This window comes from Lentzea sp. NPDC058436 (assembly GCF_042721515.1).
Classification (GTDB): Bacteria; Actinomycetota; Actinomycetes; order Mycobacteriales; family Pseudonocardiaceae; genus Lentzea.
Map to the genome: position 1 here is coordinate 84000 of NZ_JBHXLF010000004.1, position 14651 is coordinate 98650.

At 65.5% G+C, this 14651-nt stretch carries 17 protein-coding genes; 13 read left to right on the forward strand and 4 right to left on the reverse strand.

The window, feature by feature from the left end:
- The first annotated feature begins 49 nt into the window (after nt 1–49).
- The 10 genes from queC (at nt 50) to ACFWN2_RS18975 (ending at nt 8075) form a co-directional block, all read left to right on the forward strand.
- Nucleotides 50–805: a 7-cyano-7-deazaguanine synthase QueC gene (queC, locus tag ACFWN2_RS18930; RefSeq protein ID WP_382428840.1), complete on the forward strand. Its 756-nt coding sequence runs from the start codon at nt 50–52 to the stop codon at nt 803–805.
- Nucleotides 802–1443 carry a 7-carboxy-7-deazaguanine synthase gene (gene queE / locus ACFWN2_RS18935; RefSeq protein ID WP_382428842.1) on the forward strand — a complete coding sequence of 214 codons (642 nt, stop codon included), beginning with the start codon at nt 802–804 and terminating at the stop codon, nt 1441–1443. The genes queC and queE overlap by 4 nt, the downstream gene beginning before the upstream one ends.
- Complete coding sequence (gene queD / locus ACFWN2_RS18940; RefSeq protein ID WP_382428844.1) at nt 1443–1802, forward strand: 6-carboxytetrahydropterin synthase QueD; 360 nt, start codon at nt 1443–1445, stop codon at nt 1800–1802. The genes queE and queD overlap by 1 nt, the downstream gene beginning before the upstream one ends.
- Complete coding sequence (gene folE2, locus ACFWN2_RS18945) at nt 1799–2620, forward strand: GTP cyclohydrolase FolE2 (protein WP_382428846.1); 822 nt, start codon at nt 1799–1801, stop codon at nt 2618–2620. The genes queD and folE2 overlap by 4 nt, the downstream gene beginning before the upstream one ends.
- A gap of 92 nt (nt 2621–2712) precedes the next feature.
- Nucleotides 2713–3534 (forward strand): hypothetical protein, encoded by an 822-nt coding sequence (locus ACFWN2_RS18950; RefSeq protein ID WP_382428848.1) that lies wholly within the window; start codon nt 2713–2715, stop codon nt 3532–3534.
- Nucleotides 3534–4673: a DGQHR domain-containing protein DpdB gene (gene dbpB, locus ACFWN2_RS18955; RefSeq protein WP_382428850.1), complete on the forward strand. Its 1140-nt coding sequence runs from the start codon at nt 3534–3536 to the stop codon at nt 4671–4673. Before ACFWN2_RS18950 ends, dbpB (ACFWN2_RS18955) begins: the two co-directional genes overlap by 1 nt.
- Nucleotides 4670–5908 (forward strand): tRNA-guanine transglycosylase DpdA, encoded by a 1239-nt coding sequence (gene dpdA, locus ACFWN2_RS18960; RefSeq protein WP_382428852.1) that lies wholly within the window; start codon nt 4670–4672, stop codon nt 5906–5908. The genes dbpB (ACFWN2_RS18955) and dpdA overlap by 4 nt, the downstream gene beginning before the upstream one ends.
- The gene (gene dbpB / locus ACFWN2_RS18965; RefSeq protein WP_382428854.1) at nt 5905–7068 is read left to right on the forward strand and encodes a DGQHR domain-containing protein DpdB; all 1164 of its coding nucleotides are present in this window, start codon (nt 5905–5907) and stop codon (nt 7066–7068) included. The genes dpdA and dbpB (ACFWN2_RS18965) overlap by 4 nt, the downstream gene beginning before the upstream one ends.
- Complete coding sequence (locus ACFWN2_RS18970; protein WP_382428856.1) at nt 7065–7604, forward strand: VUT family protein; 540 nt, start codon at nt 7065–7067, stop codon at nt 7602–7604. Before dbpB (ACFWN2_RS18965) ends, ACFWN2_RS18970 begins: the two co-directional genes overlap by 4 nt.
- 87 nt (nt 7605–7691) lie before the next feature.
- Nucleotides 7692–8075, forward strand: a complete 384-nt coding sequence (locus ACFWN2_RS18975) for a hypothetical protein (RefSeq protein WP_382428858.1) — start codon at nt 7692–7694, stop codon at nt 8073–8075.
- Here the strand turns inward: ACFWN2_RS18975 and ACFWN2_RS18980 are convergent.
- The gene (locus ACFWN2_RS18980) at nt 8051–8854 is read right to left on the reverse strand and encodes an NAD(P)H-binding protein (RefSeq protein WP_382428860.1); all 804 of its coding nucleotides are present in this window, start codon (nt 8852–8854) and stop codon (nt 8051–8053) included. The two genes, ACFWN2_RS18975 and ACFWN2_RS18980, sit on opposite strands and share 25 nt — an antisense overlap.
- 88 nt (nt 8855–8942) lie before the next feature.
- Here ACFWN2_RS18980 and ACFWN2_RS18985 point away from each other — a divergent pair, with 88 nt between their 5' ends.
- Nucleotides 8943–9704: an AraC family transcriptional regulator gene (locus ACFWN2_RS18985; protein WP_382428862.1), complete on the forward strand. Its 762-nt coding sequence runs from the start codon at nt 8943–8945 to the stop codon at nt 9702–9704.
- On the opposite strand, the gene ACFWN2_RS18990 is transcribed toward ACFWN2_RS18985, so the two are convergent.
- Together ACFWN2_RS18990 and ACFWN2_RS18995 are read right to left on the reverse strand one after the other, a co-directional pair.
- Nucleotides 9661–10566: a LysR family transcriptional regulator gene (locus ACFWN2_RS18990; RefSeq protein WP_382428864.1), complete on the reverse strand. Its 906-nt coding sequence runs from the start codon at nt 10564–10566 to the stop codon at nt 9661–9663. The genes ACFWN2_RS18985 and ACFWN2_RS18990 overlap by 44 nt on opposite strands.
- Before the next feature lie 43 nt (nt 10567–10609).
- Complete coding sequence (locus tag ACFWN2_RS18995; RefSeq protein WP_382428866.1) at nt 10610–11395, reverse strand: DUF3152 domain-containing protein; 786 nt, start codon at nt 11393–11395, stop codon at nt 10610–10612.
- 80 nt (nt 11396–11475) lie between these two features.
- Between ACFWN2_RS18995 and ACFWN2_RS19000 the strand changes: the two genes are divergently transcribed.
- Together ACFWN2_RS19000 and ACFWN2_RS19005 are read left to right on the forward strand one after the other, a co-directional pair.
- Entirely contained in the window at nt 11476–12141 is a 666-nt protein-coding gene (locus ACFWN2_RS19000) for a response regulator (protein ID WP_382428868.1), read from the forward strand.
- Nucleotides 12138–13847: a sensor histidine kinase gene (locus ACFWN2_RS19005; RefSeq protein ID WP_382428870.1), complete on the forward strand. Its 1710-nt coding sequence runs from the start codon at nt 12138–12140 to the stop codon at nt 13845–13847. Before ACFWN2_RS19000 ends, ACFWN2_RS19005 begins: the two co-directional genes overlap by 4 nt.
- Here the strand turns inward: ACFWN2_RS19005 and ACFWN2_RS19010 are convergent.
- Nucleotides 13831–14643, reverse strand: a complete 813-nt coding sequence (locus tag ACFWN2_RS19010; protein ID WP_382428872.1) for an NAD(P)/FAD-dependent oxidoreductase — start codon at nt 14641–14643, stop codon at nt 13831–13833. The two genes, ACFWN2_RS19005 and ACFWN2_RS19010, sit on opposite strands and share 17 nt — an antisense overlap.
- Nucleotides 14644–14651 lie beyond the last annotated feature (8 nt).

A 14651-nucleotide genomic window follows, 5' to 3' on the forward strand; every position in this document is an offset into this window, starting at 1 on the left:
CGCGCTTGCGCCTAAATTGCACTGCTACGATCTTGAGACCGTCACAGTTTTGGCGATCCACCTGATCACGAAGGCGGATCCGATCTTGGAGGAAACGGTGGACCAACCCCGCAGGGCTGTTGTGCTGCTCAGCGGAGGCCTGGACTCGGCAACGGTCTTGGCCATCGCGAACGCAGAGGGCTACGAGACGTATGCGCTGAGCTTCAGCTATGGACAGCGGCACACCGTGGAGTTGGACGCTGCGCATCGCGTTGCCAAGCAACTTGGCGCTGCACGACACATCGTGTTCGACCTCGGCATGCGGGCCATCGGCGGTTCAGCTTTGACCGCCGACATCGACGTTCCCCATCACGACAGCGTTGACGACCTCGACTCGAGTTCGGCGCCAATCACGTACGTACCGGCACGAAACCTGATCTTTTTGTCCGTTGCGGCTGGCTGGGCCGAGACCGTTGGCGCATCTGACATCTTCATCGGCGCCAACGCACTGGACTACAGCGGCTACCCGGATTGCCGGCGCCCGTTCCTCGACGCGTTCGAAGAGGCTGCGACGCTCGGTACAGTTGCCGGGGCAGACGGAGGCGTGAGGTTCCGCGTGCAGGCTCCGCTCGTCGATCTCACAAAAGCGCAAACGATTCAGCGTGGGCTGGACCTCGGTGTCGACTACTCGATCACCCACTCCTGCTACGACCCCAGCCCTGCCGGGCAGGCATGCGCGACGTGCGACTCCTGTTTGCTCCGCAAGCGCGGCTTCGAGGAACTTGACCTCACAGATCCAGCTCTGTCCGGGTCGGTGTCGAGGTGACCTATCAGGTCAAGGAAATCTTCTACACCCTTCAGGGTGAAGGCTCACATGCGGGCCGACCTGCTGTGTTCTGCCGCTTTGCTGGATGCAATCTGTGGAACGGCAGGGAGTCTGGCCGCGCCAAGGCTATCTGCCAGTTCTGCGACACTGACTTCGTCGGCACGAACGGCCCTGGCGGCGGCATGTTCCGCACAGCGGAGGAACTGTCTGAGGCCATCAGCCGTGCATGGTCTGGCCAAGCACATCCCCGCGCGAAACGGTTCGTCGTCTGCACCGGCGGCGAACCGCTCATGCAGTTGAACGCTGAATTGGTCGACGCCCTGCACGACGCCGGCTTTGAGATCGCGGTGGAAACCAACGGAACTCAGTCGGCTCCCGCCGGCCTGGACTGGGTCTGCGTCAGCCCCAAGGCCGGGGCAGACCTGATCCTCACGTCCGGCGATGAGCTCAAGCTGGTCTTCCCGCAGGAAGCGGCGCCACCTGAGATGTTCGAAAATCTCGACTTCGCATACTTCAGACTTCAGCCGATGGACGGCCCTGAGGTCGAAGCCAACACGAAGTCCGCTGTCGAGTACTGCCTGCAGAATCCACAGTGGAGTCTCAGCTTGCAGACGCACAAGTACCTAGGAATTGCGTGATGGAGATCTTCCGCGAGTTCACCTTCGAAGCAGCCCACCGACTGCCGAACGTGCCGGATGGCCACAAATGTGCTCGGTTGCATGGTCACTCGTACCGGGTGGAGGTCCACGTCACCGGTGATGTGGACCCCGTCGCGGGCTGGATCATGGACTTCGGCGATGTGAAGAGGGCGTTCGAGCCGGTTGATGCCCAACTCGATCACCACTACCTGAATGAAGTGCCTGGCTTGGAGAACCCGACCAGCGAGAACTTGGCGCGGTGGATCTGGGACCGGCTCTCCGCCGACCTTCCGCTGTCAAAGATCGTGGTTCGCGAGACTTGCACCTCAGGCTGCGTCTATCGAGGAGAAGCAGCATGACGCTGGAAGACGTCCAGAGCCGACCGGACCTCCGCGGCGTCGCGCTCGACGAGGTTGGCATATCCGGCCTGAGGTACCCCGTACTGATCTCCGATGGCCCCGGCGCCAAGCAAGAAAGCATCGGCGAGTTCGCGTTCGCCGTTGCGCTGCCCTCTGAGGTCAAGGGCACCCACATGAGTCGTTTTGTAGAGATCTTGCACGAGTGCGCGTCCGAGATCAGCGCCACCGGCGTGCAGGCCGTGCACCGCGAAGTGCTTCGCAGACTGACTACGCCCTGGGCGAAAGTGGCCGTTGACACTGAATTCTTCCGCGAGCGACTGGCTCCTGTAAGCGGTGCTCGTGCACTGCTTGGTCATCGCGTTCGATGGAGCGTCGTAGGTGGAGATCATGACAGCGCGGTCCGCATTCAAGTGACCGTACCGGTGACGAGTGTGTGCCCCTGCAGCAAAGCGATCAGCGACTACGGTGCCCACAATCAGCGTGGACAAATCATCATCGGCGTACTGCTCGCCGAGCAGGCAGACAACTCCGAGCAGTTGACCTTGATCAATTTGTTCGACCTCGCGGAGTCTGCGGCATCAGCTCCCGTCTACCCACTGCTGAAGCGACCCGATGAACGCTTCGTCACGATGCAGGCGTATGACAACCCTGTGTTCGTCGAGGACATGGCGCGAACTGTTGCCGAGCAACTGCGTACCGACGACCGTGTACTCGCGTTCCGAGTGCACGCCGCCAACGAGGAGAGCATTCACGACCACGCGGCCTACGCGGTAACCGAATGGCCTCACCGTGGCGCGTACACGCTCGAGACGACGTGATGGGCGCGTCTCGCACTCACATCGTCGTCACCTGCACAAATCGCAAGCAACGCGTTGTCCCCGAGGAACTACAGGTACGCAGCCTGACTCAGTTGGGCACTGCCGGGCGCTTCGACGCGTGGATCAAACGCTTGAGCACGTCCGACGTTCCCGAGGTTCCCGCTGAGCAACTCTACGCGGGCGATCAGTGGCAGATCGCACGGAAGCTGCACGCCAAGATCGACAACGCCACCACGTGGATCTGTTCAGCGGGCTACGGTTTGGTGCCGTTGGAAGCGGAACTCCGGCCCTACGCAGCCACCTTCGCCACAGATCAGGCTGACAGCGTGGGCAAGACCACCGCCAAGATCCAACAATGGTGGCAGTATCTGGCCACCTGGAGGATCCCAGGCACGAGCACTCCACGCTCACTGGCTGCTCTCGCACACAGCGACCCCGAGTCCACGTTCATCGTCGTACTGTCCAGCAGCTATCTGCGAGCAGTCGGGCCAGACATCGCCGCCGCCGCGAACCACCTTCACGACTCGGCACGGCTCTCGATCATCTCAGCAGGTGCCACAACCGCCGGCGACTGGGATCGGTATCTCCTGCCGACTGACGCACGATTGCAGAACAGCCTCGGTGGTAGCCTCGGCTCGCTGAACGTGCGCATCGCCGCGGCACTACTGGACAACGGCGACTTGACCAGGCCAGCTCTCACCGAACATCTGGCACGGCTGCGTTCAAGCAGTGCACCGCGCCGCAAGTTCGAGCGCGTGCCGATGAACGACGCTGAGGTACTGGGCTTCATCGCGCAACGGCTGACTCCGAGGAGCACACACACATCCATGCTGCGTGAGCTTCGAGACGCCGGGTTCGCCTGCGAACAGAGCCGGTTCAGGCAACTGTTCCTGAGCTCGATGGAGGGAGCCTGATGGCAAACCCGTCATCGCTCATCATCAGCAGACGCGCACTCCAGATCGCGCAGAGCGTTCAGCGACCGCTGTACCTCTTCACCCTGACAGCAGCCGAAATCCTTCAGGTCGCCGAGATCTCCCGGGTGAACCGTGACGGCGCCGGGGATCTGATCGGCTACCAACGTGCCCCGGTGCGCGCCCACATCCAGGAGATAGTCGAGTACCTGGATGGCGACAACGTGTTGTTTCCAAACCCGATCATCCTGGCGTTGTCGTCTGACGTCCACTTCACCGGCAGTCGGGGGCCGAAGACCAACGATGGTGTCGCGACTGCCGGCACGATCGACATCCCGCTCGTGCCACCGGACCGGCCGAAACCAGGCTGGATAGTGGACGGCCAGCAGCGCGCACTCGCGCTCGCGCAAGCCGGGAACAAGAACTTCCCCGTTCCAGTCACCGCGTTCATCGCTGATGAGGTGTCGGTCCAGCGAGACCAGTTCATCCGGGTCAACAACACCAAGCCGCTGCCTCGCAGCCTGGTGACCGAACTGCTGCCCGAGGTCACCACAGAACTTCCCCGCAGGCTCACTCTCAAGCAGCTGGCGTCGCAGCTGTGCAACATGCTGAACCAGGATGAGAAATCTCCGTTCCACGGGCTCATCAGCCGCTCCTCCACGGACACCAAGGCACGGAAGACAACAGTGATCACCGACACCAGCATCATCAAGATGCTGGAGGAGTCACTCAAAGACACCGGATGCCTGTTCCAGTACCGCAACATGAGCAGCGGCAACACCGACGTAGACGGCGTGTGGCGTGCCTTGATGGTGTTCTGGACGGCGGTCAAGGACACGTTCCCCGACGCGTGGGGCAAGCCCTCGACCAAGAGTCGGCTGAGCCACGGTGCGGGGATCCGGGCGATGGGCAGGTTGATGGATCGAGTGCTCGTCGCAGTAGATCCTTTGCGTGACGATGCGCCGGAACTCGTTCGCCGCGAGCTTGCGAAGATCGCACCCGAGTGCCGGTGGACCAGCGGCACGTGGGAAGAGCTCGGCATGAAGTGGAACGCCATCGAGAATCTCCCCAAGCACATCCAAGAGTTGTCCAACTTCCTCATTCGCACCTACGTCACGAGCGGCAGGACGCCAACGTCATGAAGTTCTTCTTCCCTGACTCGCAGGATCAGATCGATCCTGCGTTCGACTTCATCACCGAAGAGAAGAAGGCGTTCCGCATCCGTCAGCGCGACGACCTGTACGCCCACGAAGCGTTGGAGGAGCCGCCTTTCGACGGTCTGCTCGTCTCGAAGGCGATCGTGGACGGGACGATGAGCGGTACCGGAAAGTACACGGTCGCTCAGCGCCACAGGCTCTACCGTGAAGGCGCTGAACAGTTCTTCCGGCTCTCCGGCCAGAGCAGAGACCTGCAGATCATGGGTGACTGCGGTGCCTTCAACTACGTCGCCGAGGAGTACCCGCCCTACACGCCTGACGAAGTCATCGACTTCTACCAGGAAACGGGGCTGCACATCGGCATCTCCGTCGACCACGTGATCTTCGGCTTCAAGCCGGTCACCCCCGCCGACGAGCCGAAGCTGCCGGAGTGGACACGACGTCAAGAGATCACCCTTGACTTGGCTGCGGAGTTCTGGAAGCTGTGCAGGCTGCGCAAGGTTGATTTCACCCCTATGGGTGTGGCGCAGGGATGGGACCCCGACTCGTACGCTCACTCGGTGGCAGTGCTCCAGAAGATCGGCTTCAAGCGCATCGCGCTGGGTGGCATGGTGCCGCTGAAGACGGCAGACATCCTGTTGAGCTTGCGTCGAATCGCCGATGACCGCGCTTCGAAGACAGAGTTGCACCTTCTGGGCATCAGCCGGTGCGAGCAGGTCCTGGAGTTCGAGCGATACGGGGTGACGAGCTTCGACTCCACCTCTGCGTTCCGACAGGCGTTCAAGGACGACAAAGACAACTACTACGCGCTTGACAGGAACTACGTTGCGGTCCGAATTCCTCAGGTGGACGGTAGCCCTCGCCTGCGGAAGGAGATCAGCGCAGGCCGGATCGAGCAGGACCTCGCGTTCGAACACGAGCAGAAATGCCTTCATTTGGTGCGTTCCTACGCCGACGGCAACGCTGACTTGGACGAAGTCGTCGATGCGTTGTGCGCGTACGAGAAGTTGTACGACCCCAAGAAGGACCATCGCGCCGCGTACCGCGAGACGCTTGGCGATCGCCCTTGGGAGAAGTGTCCGTGCGCGATTTGCAAGCGGATCGGTGTTGAGGTGATCCTCTTCCGTGGCTCCGAGCGCAACAAGAGCCGTGGGTTCCACAATCTGTACGTATTCAGCAAGAAACTCGACCGAGAACTGGTAGCAGGGAGTATCGCGTGACCGCGACCGACAGCCTCATAGAGACCGAGCAGACGCTGCGGATCCCCGCTATCGAGGTCAAGCAGGGGCCTAACAGAACGCTCTACACGTTCGCGATCGACGGCAAGCAGTTGCCGAAGGTCGCCACGATCGCCCGAATCCGCCGTGACGAGGACTCACAACTGCAGGGATACCAACGTACTGCGGTGACGTCCCACATCAACGCGATCAAGCGCTACATCGAGTCCGCTGACGCGATGCTGCCGAACGCACTTGTAGTGGCGTTCGACAAGCGAGTCTCTTTCGAGGCGGCGAAGGGTGCGCCAGCTGACGGTCACAGCCGTGCAGGGACGCTGGTGATCCCTGTTGACGAGGAGTGGAGCGAGTCGGACAAGCCTGGGTGGATCGTCGACGGTCAGCAACGTAGCTCCGCCATCCGCCAGGCCCGCGTTGAGAGCTTTCCCGTGTGTGTCACGGCGTTCATCACAGACGATGCCGCCGAGCAACGGTCTCAGTTCATCTTGGTCAACAACACCAAGCCTCTACCGAAGGGCTTGATCCACGAACTGTTGCCGACAGCTTCGGGCCAACTCCCGCTGCCGCTCCAGCTCCGTCAGTTTCCAGCGTTGCTCCTGGAGCGGCTCAACTACGACGAGGACTCACCGCTCAAGCACCGCATCCACACGACGACGATGCCGGACGGCTTCGTGAAGGACAACTCCATCCTTCGCATGCTTGAGAACAGCCTCGACAACGGCGCGCTCCACGAGTACCGCAACGCCGGCGCCGGCGACGGAGATGTGGCCTCGATGCTGCGCGTGTTGAAGACCTACTGGAGGGCTGTCTCGAAAGTTTTCAGCTTGCCTTGGGACCTGAAGCCGACAAAGTCTCGCCTCACACACGGTGTCGGAATCATCAGCCTCGGCTTCGTCATGGACGAGATCGTCAAGGTCAAGTCCAGCGATCAAGAGCTCACGGTTGAAGATTTCGAGGTCGAGTTGAAGGCGCTCGCACCGATCTGCAGGTGGACTCAAGGGAACTGGGAGTTCAAGGACGGATCTGCCCGCCGCTGGAACGAACTCCAGAACACCTCAAAAGACATCCAACTGCTGACCAACCACCTGCTCGACAGCTACCGCAAGCACGCGAAGAGCAAGAGAAAGCGACCTTCTTCCCGATGACACGGCTCATCCTTCTGCTCACGGTCGCCGCGTACGTCGGGACTGTCCTGCTGGCAAACATCGTCACCAGCCAGTTCGGCTTGATCGCCGCAGGATTCGGCCTCTTGGTTCCTGCCGGCACCTACACCGCAGCACTCGCTCTCAGCCTGCGTGACGCCGTACAGGAGTTCGCCGGACGGTCGTGGGTCTGGGTTGGCATTGCAACCGGGACGATCCTGTCTGTTCTCGTTGCTGACGGTCGCATCGCCCTGGCATCCGGCGCCGCGTTCGCGCTTTCGGAGTTCCTGGACATGGTGGTCTACACGCGCTTGCGGGAGCGCAGTTGGCGTCTCGCGCTCGTATCGTCCAACGCGGTGGGTTCTGTCGCAGACACCGTGCTCTTCCTATGGTTGTCCGGCTTCGGCCTCACAGTCACTGCTGTCGCAGGACAGGTCCTCGTCAAGGCTGTGTGGGTGACAGGAGTGTGCCTGCTGCTTGGCGAACTGATGCGTCGGATCGCAGTCACTTACCGAAAGAACACGCTTCCGGCGACGTAACTCACTCCTGAGACTCACAGCCCGTTGAACATCGTTGATGTTCAACGGGCTGTCTGCGCTACTCGGCAGAAACGGGATAATCGGCCCGTGGACAAGACGCGGTTGGGCATCGGGCTGGTCATCGGTGTGCTCGTGGTGCAAACGGTGGCAAGTCTGCTGTGGAATCCCGACGGGACGCTCACCGGCATCGCCCTCGCCTTCAACGCCGTGGCCGCGGTGTCGACGTTCCTCTTCGTCCGGCGCGGCGGGCGGGCGGCGTGGGTCGTCGGCGCGTGGTGCGCCGGGTTCTTCGGGTGGCACGTGCTCGGGCTCGGGGAGCTGGCCGGCTGGTGGACGACCGGGCTGGACGCCGCGTTCCTCGTTGGTGGCGGGTACCAGGCCTCGGTCGCCTACCAGGCGGTGATGGCGACGGCGGCTGGCTTTGCCGTGCACCTGTTGTTGCCTCGTCAGCGCCAGGTTTCGGAGACGTAGGCGTCGAAGCTCTTGGCCTGGCGACCGAGCAGGCGGGGGATGTCTTCTGACGGGGTGGCCAGGTGGCCGGCTCGCATGCCTTCGAACATGCCGTTGAGTTCGGTGGCGACCTCTTCGGGGGCGCCCAGTGCTAGCAGGGCCTCGCGGTATTCGGTTGGGGTGAGCTTGACCAGGTCGATGGTGCGGCCGGTGGCTTGGGCGATCTTGGCCACGGCCTCGGTGAAGGTGACGCCTTCCGGGCCGCTCAGGTCGTAGGTCTGGCCGTGGTGGTCGTCGGTGGTGAGGGTCAGGGCGGCCACCTCGGCGATGTCCTGCACGTCCACGAACGGTTCCGGGGTGTCGTCGGCGGGCAGGGAGAGGCGGCCTGCCTCGATCTCGGGCTGCCAGACCTGTTCGGAGAAGTTCTGGTTGAAGTTGTTGGCTCGCAGGATGGTCCAGGGGACGGCGCCTTCACGGACCGCCTTTTCGGCCGTGTGCATGCCCTGGAAGACGGTGGGCGGGGTCTTGTCAAGGCCTCGGCCCGAGAGCAGGACCAGGCGGCGCAGGCCTGCGGTCGCCGCCTGCTCCACGAACGGGGCTGCGGCGGACGGGTCTTCCGGGGCGATGACGTATGCGGCGGTGGCGCCGTGCAGGAACGGCTTCCAGGTCGACTGGTCGTTCCAGTCGAAGCCGGTCGCGCGGGAGGCCTTGCGCGGCACCGCGCCGGCGGCTTCGAGGGTGGTGACCATCCGGCGGCCCGTCTTGCCGGTGGCGCCCAGGACGAGGATCTCTTCGCTCATGGCCTCAGCCAAGCCGCGAACGCCCGCCGGGGACATGGGTCAGAGTTCATCGATGATGTTCGATCGTTCGGGCCGTATGTTGGTGGGCATGGAGCCGTTCGACGAGCTGTTGCGCGGGATGCGGGCCGATGGTGCCGGGGTGCGCCGTACCGAGGTGTCGGGGTCGGAGGTGTTCGGCGGACTCACGTTGTGCGCGGTGACGGCCGGGGAGGTCCGGGCCGTGGACGAGGTGGCGCGGGCGGGAGACGTGCTGGTGGTGCAGGGATCTATCGCTGTGCGGGGGCACGCAAGGATCATCAGCGGCACGTACGACGTCTTGGGGTCGGTGGCGCGGAAGCTCACCGAAGTCCTGCCCGCAGCGCTCGTGGTGCCTGGTGAGGACGGGTGCGCGGAGTTCTACGACTCCATCGGCACGGACGGACCGGCTGTGGTGGCAGACCGGTTGCTGGACTGGCTGATGGTCTGCTCGCTCAAGGAGTGGTTCGACCGCGAGCACGGTGACGGGTGGCTGGGGGCTCAGGCGGACTCGGTGGTCGGGCCGGTGCTGCGGGCGATGCACGCCCATCCCGAACGGCCCTGGACGCTCGCCTTGCTGGCGCAGGAGGCCGGGGTGGCGCGGACGACGTTGGCGAGCCGGTTCGCGCGGCTGGTCGGGGTACCGCCGCTGACGTACCTCACGGAGTGGCGGATGGCCGTGGCGGCCGATCTGCTCGCCGAGTCGCCTGCGACGGTGGCCTCGGTGGCGCGCAAGGTCGGGTACGCGGACGCGTTCGGGTTCAGCGCCGCGTTCAAGCGCGTGCACGGGTTCAGCCCGAGCGCCTGTCGCAGCCGGTGCGCCGTGAGCGCGTGACGTCCACGCAGCAGCGGACGAAGTCGGTGACGGCCTCGCCGGCGTCGGGCAGCCACGCCACGGCCACCTCGCTGGGGCTCACGCCTGTCACGGGCACGTAGACGACGTCCGGCCGTGCGTAGAAGTGAGAGGTGGACGCGGGGACCAGTGCGATGCCGTGGCCACTGGCGATTGCGCTGAGGAACTCGTCGGGCTGTTCTGTGACGGCACCGACGCGGACCTCGCGACCGTCCCTTTCGGACAACGCCAGCCAGTGCTCGCGCCAGATGCCCTTCAACGCGGGCGCGACGATGACCGGCTCGTCCCACAACTCGGGGAACGCGACCGACGCGCGGCAGGCCAGCGGATGGACGGAAGGCAGTGCCACGCAACGAGGTTCGCTGAACAACGTGCGAACGCCGAACGACTCCTCGCCGGGGAAAGGCAGTCGCAGCAACGTGACCGGCACCTCCGCCGACGCGAGACCCGCCGTCGGGTCCGACCACGGTGCCTGGCGCAGGTCGACCCGCCAGCCCGGACGGAGTCCGCCGAACGCCGCGACGATGTCCTGCGTGGCGTCGTTCGCCGCGCTGGCAAGGAAACCGACGCGCAGCACGCGGGCGGTGCTCCGGGTCTCGCTCACGGCCGCGTCCCAGCCCGCGAGCACCGGCGGCACGCGCGCGGCGAGGGCGTGACCGGCCTCGGTCAGCGTCATTCCGGTGTTGGACCGCGTGAACAGCCGCACGCCCAGCTGCGACTCCAGGTGCTTGAGCTGCTTGGTCAGCGATGGTTGCGACACGAACAGCCGGTGCGCCGCGCGCGTGAGGTTGCCCTCCTCGGCGATGGCGGCGAAGTACCTAAGCAGCCTCGTGTCCACGTCCATGCCGCCAGGTTAGGAAGCCGGACATCAACCACGAGTGAGCAACTCACGGGTACGGCCACCCGTTGGGCGTGCACACCTTCCCGTCCTGCGGGATGAACGCGCCCTGGGGCACGCCGTTGGTGATGCGGACGATCTCGTCGTTGGCCACGCCGAACGTCTGCTGCATCATCACCGGCGCCGGACCGCCCGCCACGGCGCACGGCGCGTGCCCCTGCCCGAACGCGTGCCCGACCTCGTGGTTGACCATGTACGTCCGGTAGGTGTTCAGATCCGGCAGGAACGCCACGGCGCCGCGGATCCACCGTGCGGCGCTCAGGAACACGAAGTTGCCGTCGCGGCACGAGACGTCGACCGGGATCTCGAACCCGCAGACCGCACGCGCCGTCTGCTGGGACGTGAGCCGGACGCGCACCGACGCGGCGCCGGACACTCGTTGCACCGAACGCGCGCCCCGCGCCGTCCAGCCGCGCGGATCGGCCAGGGTGGCGTCCACGAACGCCGAAAAGGCCTGCTCGTCGACGGTGATGCCGTCCTCGACCTCCACGGCGTACGTGCGCAACGGGCCGGTGCCCACGACCGGTCCCGAGCCCGGCACGACGTGGAACGTGCCCGCGCCGGCCGCCGGGAACTCCGGGCCGTCGGGCAGGTCCGAGCTCGACGCGTAGACGCGCGGCGGTGGTGGCGGCGGTGGCGGCGGTGCCGGTGAGGACGGCACCTCGACAACGGTCACGGACGGCGCGGCCGCAGGGGAGGTCTCGCCCGCCAACTGGGTCGTCGTGAGCAGCAGCGCCGTCAGGCCGACGGCCGCCAGGGCCAGGTGCACCTTCATGACGGCAACGCTCGCCGGAACTGATGAAGAACCTGTTTGCGTTCCGCTTGACTGTCGTGAAGGGCTGCATACTTCGCACTGTGTGTGCCCACATCCTCGTCGCCGAGGACAACGTTCACCAGGCTGAACTCGTCCGCCGGTACCTAGAGCACGACGGGCACTCGGTGGTGGTCGTCCACGACGGGCGGGCGGCGATCGACGAGACGCGGCGCCGCAACCCCGACCTGCTCGTCCTCGACGTGATGATGCCGCTGGTCGACGGGATCGACGTGATGCGCGCGGTCCGGACCGAGTCGGACGTGCCGATCGTGCTGCTCACCGCGCGGTCCACTGAGGACGACGTGCTGCTCGGGTTCGACCTCGGCGCCGACGACTACATCACCAAGCCGTTCCGGCCACGGCAGATGGTCGCGCGGGTGCGGACGATCCTGCGGCGCACCGGCCGTGCGCGCGAGACGAACGCCACGGTGCTCAAGGTCGGCGATCTGACCGTCGACCCGATCCGCCACGAGGTGCGCATCAAGGACGAACTGGTGAGCCTGACGCCCGCCGAGTTCCGCCTGCTGGCCAAGATGGCCGCGCAGCCGCAACGCGTGTTCACGCGCGAACAGCTGCTGGAGGACGGGTTCATCACCGCGCGCACGGTCGACGTGCACATGATGAAGCTGCGCCGCAAGATCGAGCAGGACTCGCGCCGGCCGGAACGCCTCCTCACCGTCTACGGCATCGGATACAAGCTCGTATGAAAAGCCTCCTCGTCCGGTTCTTCCTGTTCTCCCTGGTGATCGCGGCCTGTTCGATCGCCGTCACGGCCTGGCTCGCGAGCCAGGCGACGACCGGCGCGATCCGGCAGGAGCAGGGCGACGCGCTCGCGACGGACGCGCAGATCCTGGACGAGCTGGTGCACTACGCCGCCACGCACGAGGGTTGGAGTGGCTCCAAGTCCGATGTGGACGCTGTCGCGCGGAAGTACGACCGCCGCATCGCGCTGACCGACGGCAACGGCAAGAAGCTGGTGGACACCGGAGACGAGAACGCGCCGCCGCTGCCGATCACCCCCAAGGCCCTGGTCGACCCGTTGAACGTCAACGGCAAGATCGACCCGAGGGCGGTCGGGCCGTTCAAGCTCACCGACGACGAGTACCGGAAGCTGCACTCCTACGCGGACGAGCTCCTCGGCTGCACCGACAAGATCAGGCTGGTCGACGCTCCCAACGGCCGGCCTCGGCTCACGAGCCTGAGGCCCGGCGAGCTCTCGGTGTGGGACACGTGCACGGCCGGCGACCGGCTCTACACGCTGACGCAGACCGAGCTCTCCGCGTACCAGGAACTGTTCGAGCTGTTCGAGAAGTGCGTCACGGTGCTGCCTGACGAGCAGCGCTACCCGAACAAGGCTCCCGGGCCGAGGACGTTCGACTGGGAGATCACCTCCGTCTACGGGGCGTCGCCGGAGGTGGTGGAGTGCATGGACGGCGCGCGCCGCGAGCAGCTCAGGCCGCACGTCGCCGCACCCGTGCAGCTGTTCCTCACCTCGACGACCGGCGACGGGCCCCAGTCGATCGACCTGTCGACGACCGGCGCCACGCGGATCACGTTGGTGGCGCTGGGGATCCTCGCGATCGCCGGCTTCGCGTCGTGGGTCACCGCGACGCAGCTGGTGCGGCCGATCCGCGCGCTCACCGCGGCGACGAAGCGCACAGCGGAAGGCGACCGGACGGCGCGGGTCGACGGTGGCGCGGGTGAGATCGGCGAGCTGGCCAAGTCGTTCAACGCTATGTCGGAGAAGCTCGCCGAGACCGAACGGCAGCGGCAGGCGATGGTCAGCGACGTGGCGCACGAGCTGCGCACACCGCTGGGCAACATCACCGGCTGGCTGGAGGCGACGCAGGACGGGCTGGCGGAGCCGGACCCGCACCTGATCGACATGCTGCTGGAGGAGTCCCTTCTGCTGCAACGGCTCGTGGACGACCTGCACGACCTCGCCCAGGCCGACGCGGGCACGCTGCGGCTGCACCCCGAGCCGATCGCGCTCGACGACGTCGTCGAGCAGGTCGTCAACGCGCAGCAGAACCGCGAGATCCTGCTGCGCGCCGAGACCACGCCGGTGCACGTCAACGCGGACCCGGTGCGGTTGCGGCAGGCGCTGGGCAACCTCGTCGCGAACGCCGTCCGCTACACCCCGCCCGGAGGCGAGGTCGTCGTGAGGCTGTTCCAGCAGCAGGGCGACGCGATCCTGGAGGTGGCGGACACCGGAACCGGCATCGCGCCCGAGGACCTGCCGCACGTCTTCGACAGGTTCTGGCGGGCGGACAAGTCCCGCAGCCGTCGCACGGGCGGCAGCGGGCTCGGGCTCGCGATCACGCGGCACCTCGTGGAGGCGCACGGCGGTTCGGTGTCGGTGACCAGCACGCCCGGCGAGGGCTCCACGTTCCGGATCAGCCTGCCGGCATGAGTCCCAGCAGGTCCATGTTGATCATTCCGGCCGCCTGGGCACCCTGCGCGGCGGCGACGATGACGATGGCCGAGGGGTCCGTGACGTTGCCCGCCGCGTAGACGCCGGGAACGCTCGTGCGGCCCTTCGCGTCCGTGCGCACGAACGGACCGACCATGGTCTCCTCGGTTTCGGCACCCAACGCCAGCAGGAACTCGTCGCGCGGCTTGACCTCCGCGGAGTACACGAGGGCATCGGCCGGCACCCGCACGCCGCCGGAGATCACCGCGACCAGCCTGTCGTCCTCGACCTCGATCGCGTCGACCGAGGGAACGTGCGTGACGTCGTCCGACCACTGCCGGACCAGCGCCACCTTCATCTCCTCGCCGAACACCACGAGCTTCTGGTCGCGGACCTCGTAGCCGTGGCAGTAGGGGCAGCTGAAGACGTCACGGCCCCAGCGGCCGCGCAGGACCTCCGGCACCTCGTCGACCAGGCCGGTCGCGAACAGCAGGCGCTGGGCGGTGACGGTGCGCCCGCTCAGTTCGACGGCGAACCCGTCCTCGGTCTTCGTCACGCCGCGCACGTCGTCGTTGACGATCTCTCCGCCGTAGCCCTCGACCTCTGCCCGTCCGTGCTTGAGCAGCTCCAACGGCGAGAGGCCGTCGCGAGAGAGGTAGTTGTGCATGTGCGCGGCCGGCGCGTTGCGCGGCTCGGCACCGTCGACCACGAGCACGCTGCGGCGCGCCCTGGTCAGCATTAGAGCGGCGCTCAGCCCGGCCGCTCCCCCACCAATGATCACCACTTCGTAGTTCATGGTCCCAG

What these genes read in the sequence shown, in the direction of transcription:
- ACFWN2_RS18980 (WP_382428860.1), bottom strand. Translation starts at nt 8,854, where the DNA reads ATGAGCGAAGAGATCCTCGTCCTGGGCGCCACCGGCAAGACGGGCCGC.
- ACFWN2_RS18985 (WP_382428862.1), top strand. Translation starts at nt 8,943, where the DNA reads ATGGAGCCGTTCGACGAGCTGTTGCGCGGGATGCGGGCCGATGGTGCC.
- folE2 (WP_382428846.1), top strand. Translation starts at nt 1,799, where the DNA reads ATGACGCTGGAAGACGTCCAGAGCCGACCGGACCTCCGCGGCGTCGCG.
- ACFWN2_RS18995 (WP_382428866.1), bottom strand. Translation starts at nt 11,395, where the DNA reads ATGAAGGTGCACCTGGCCCTGGCGGCCGTCGGCCTGACGGCGCTGCTG.
- ACFWN2_RS18990 (WP_382428864.1), bottom strand. Translation starts at nt 10,566, where the DNA reads ATGGACGTGGACACGAGGCTGCTTAGGTACTTCGCCGCCATCGCCGAG.
- ACFWN2_RS18970 (WP_382428856.1), top strand. Translation starts at nt 7,065, where the DNA reads ATGACACGGCTCATCCTTCTGCTCACGGTCGCCGCGTACGTCGGGACT.
- ACFWN2_RS19010 (WP_382428872.1), bottom strand. Translation starts at nt 14,643, where the DNA reads ATGAACTACGAAGTGGTGATCATTGGTGGGGGAGCGGCCGGGCTGAGC.
- queD (WP_382428844.1), top strand. Translation starts at nt 1,443, where the DNA reads ATGGAGATCTTCCGCGAGTTCACCTTCGAAGCAGCCCACCGACTGCCG.
- ACFWN2_RS19005 (WP_382428870.1), top strand. Translation starts at nt 12,138, where the DNA reads ATGAAAAGCCTCCTCGTCCGGTTCTTCCTGTTCTCCCTGGTGATCGCG.
- dpdA (WP_382428852.1), top strand. Translation starts at nt 4,670, where the DNA reads ATGAAGTTCTTCTTCCCTGACTCGCAGGATCAGATCGATCCTGCGTTC.
- dbpB (WP_382428850.1), top strand. Translation starts at nt 3,534, where the DNA reads ATGGCAAACCCGTCATCGCTCATCATCAGCAGACGCGCACTCCAGATC.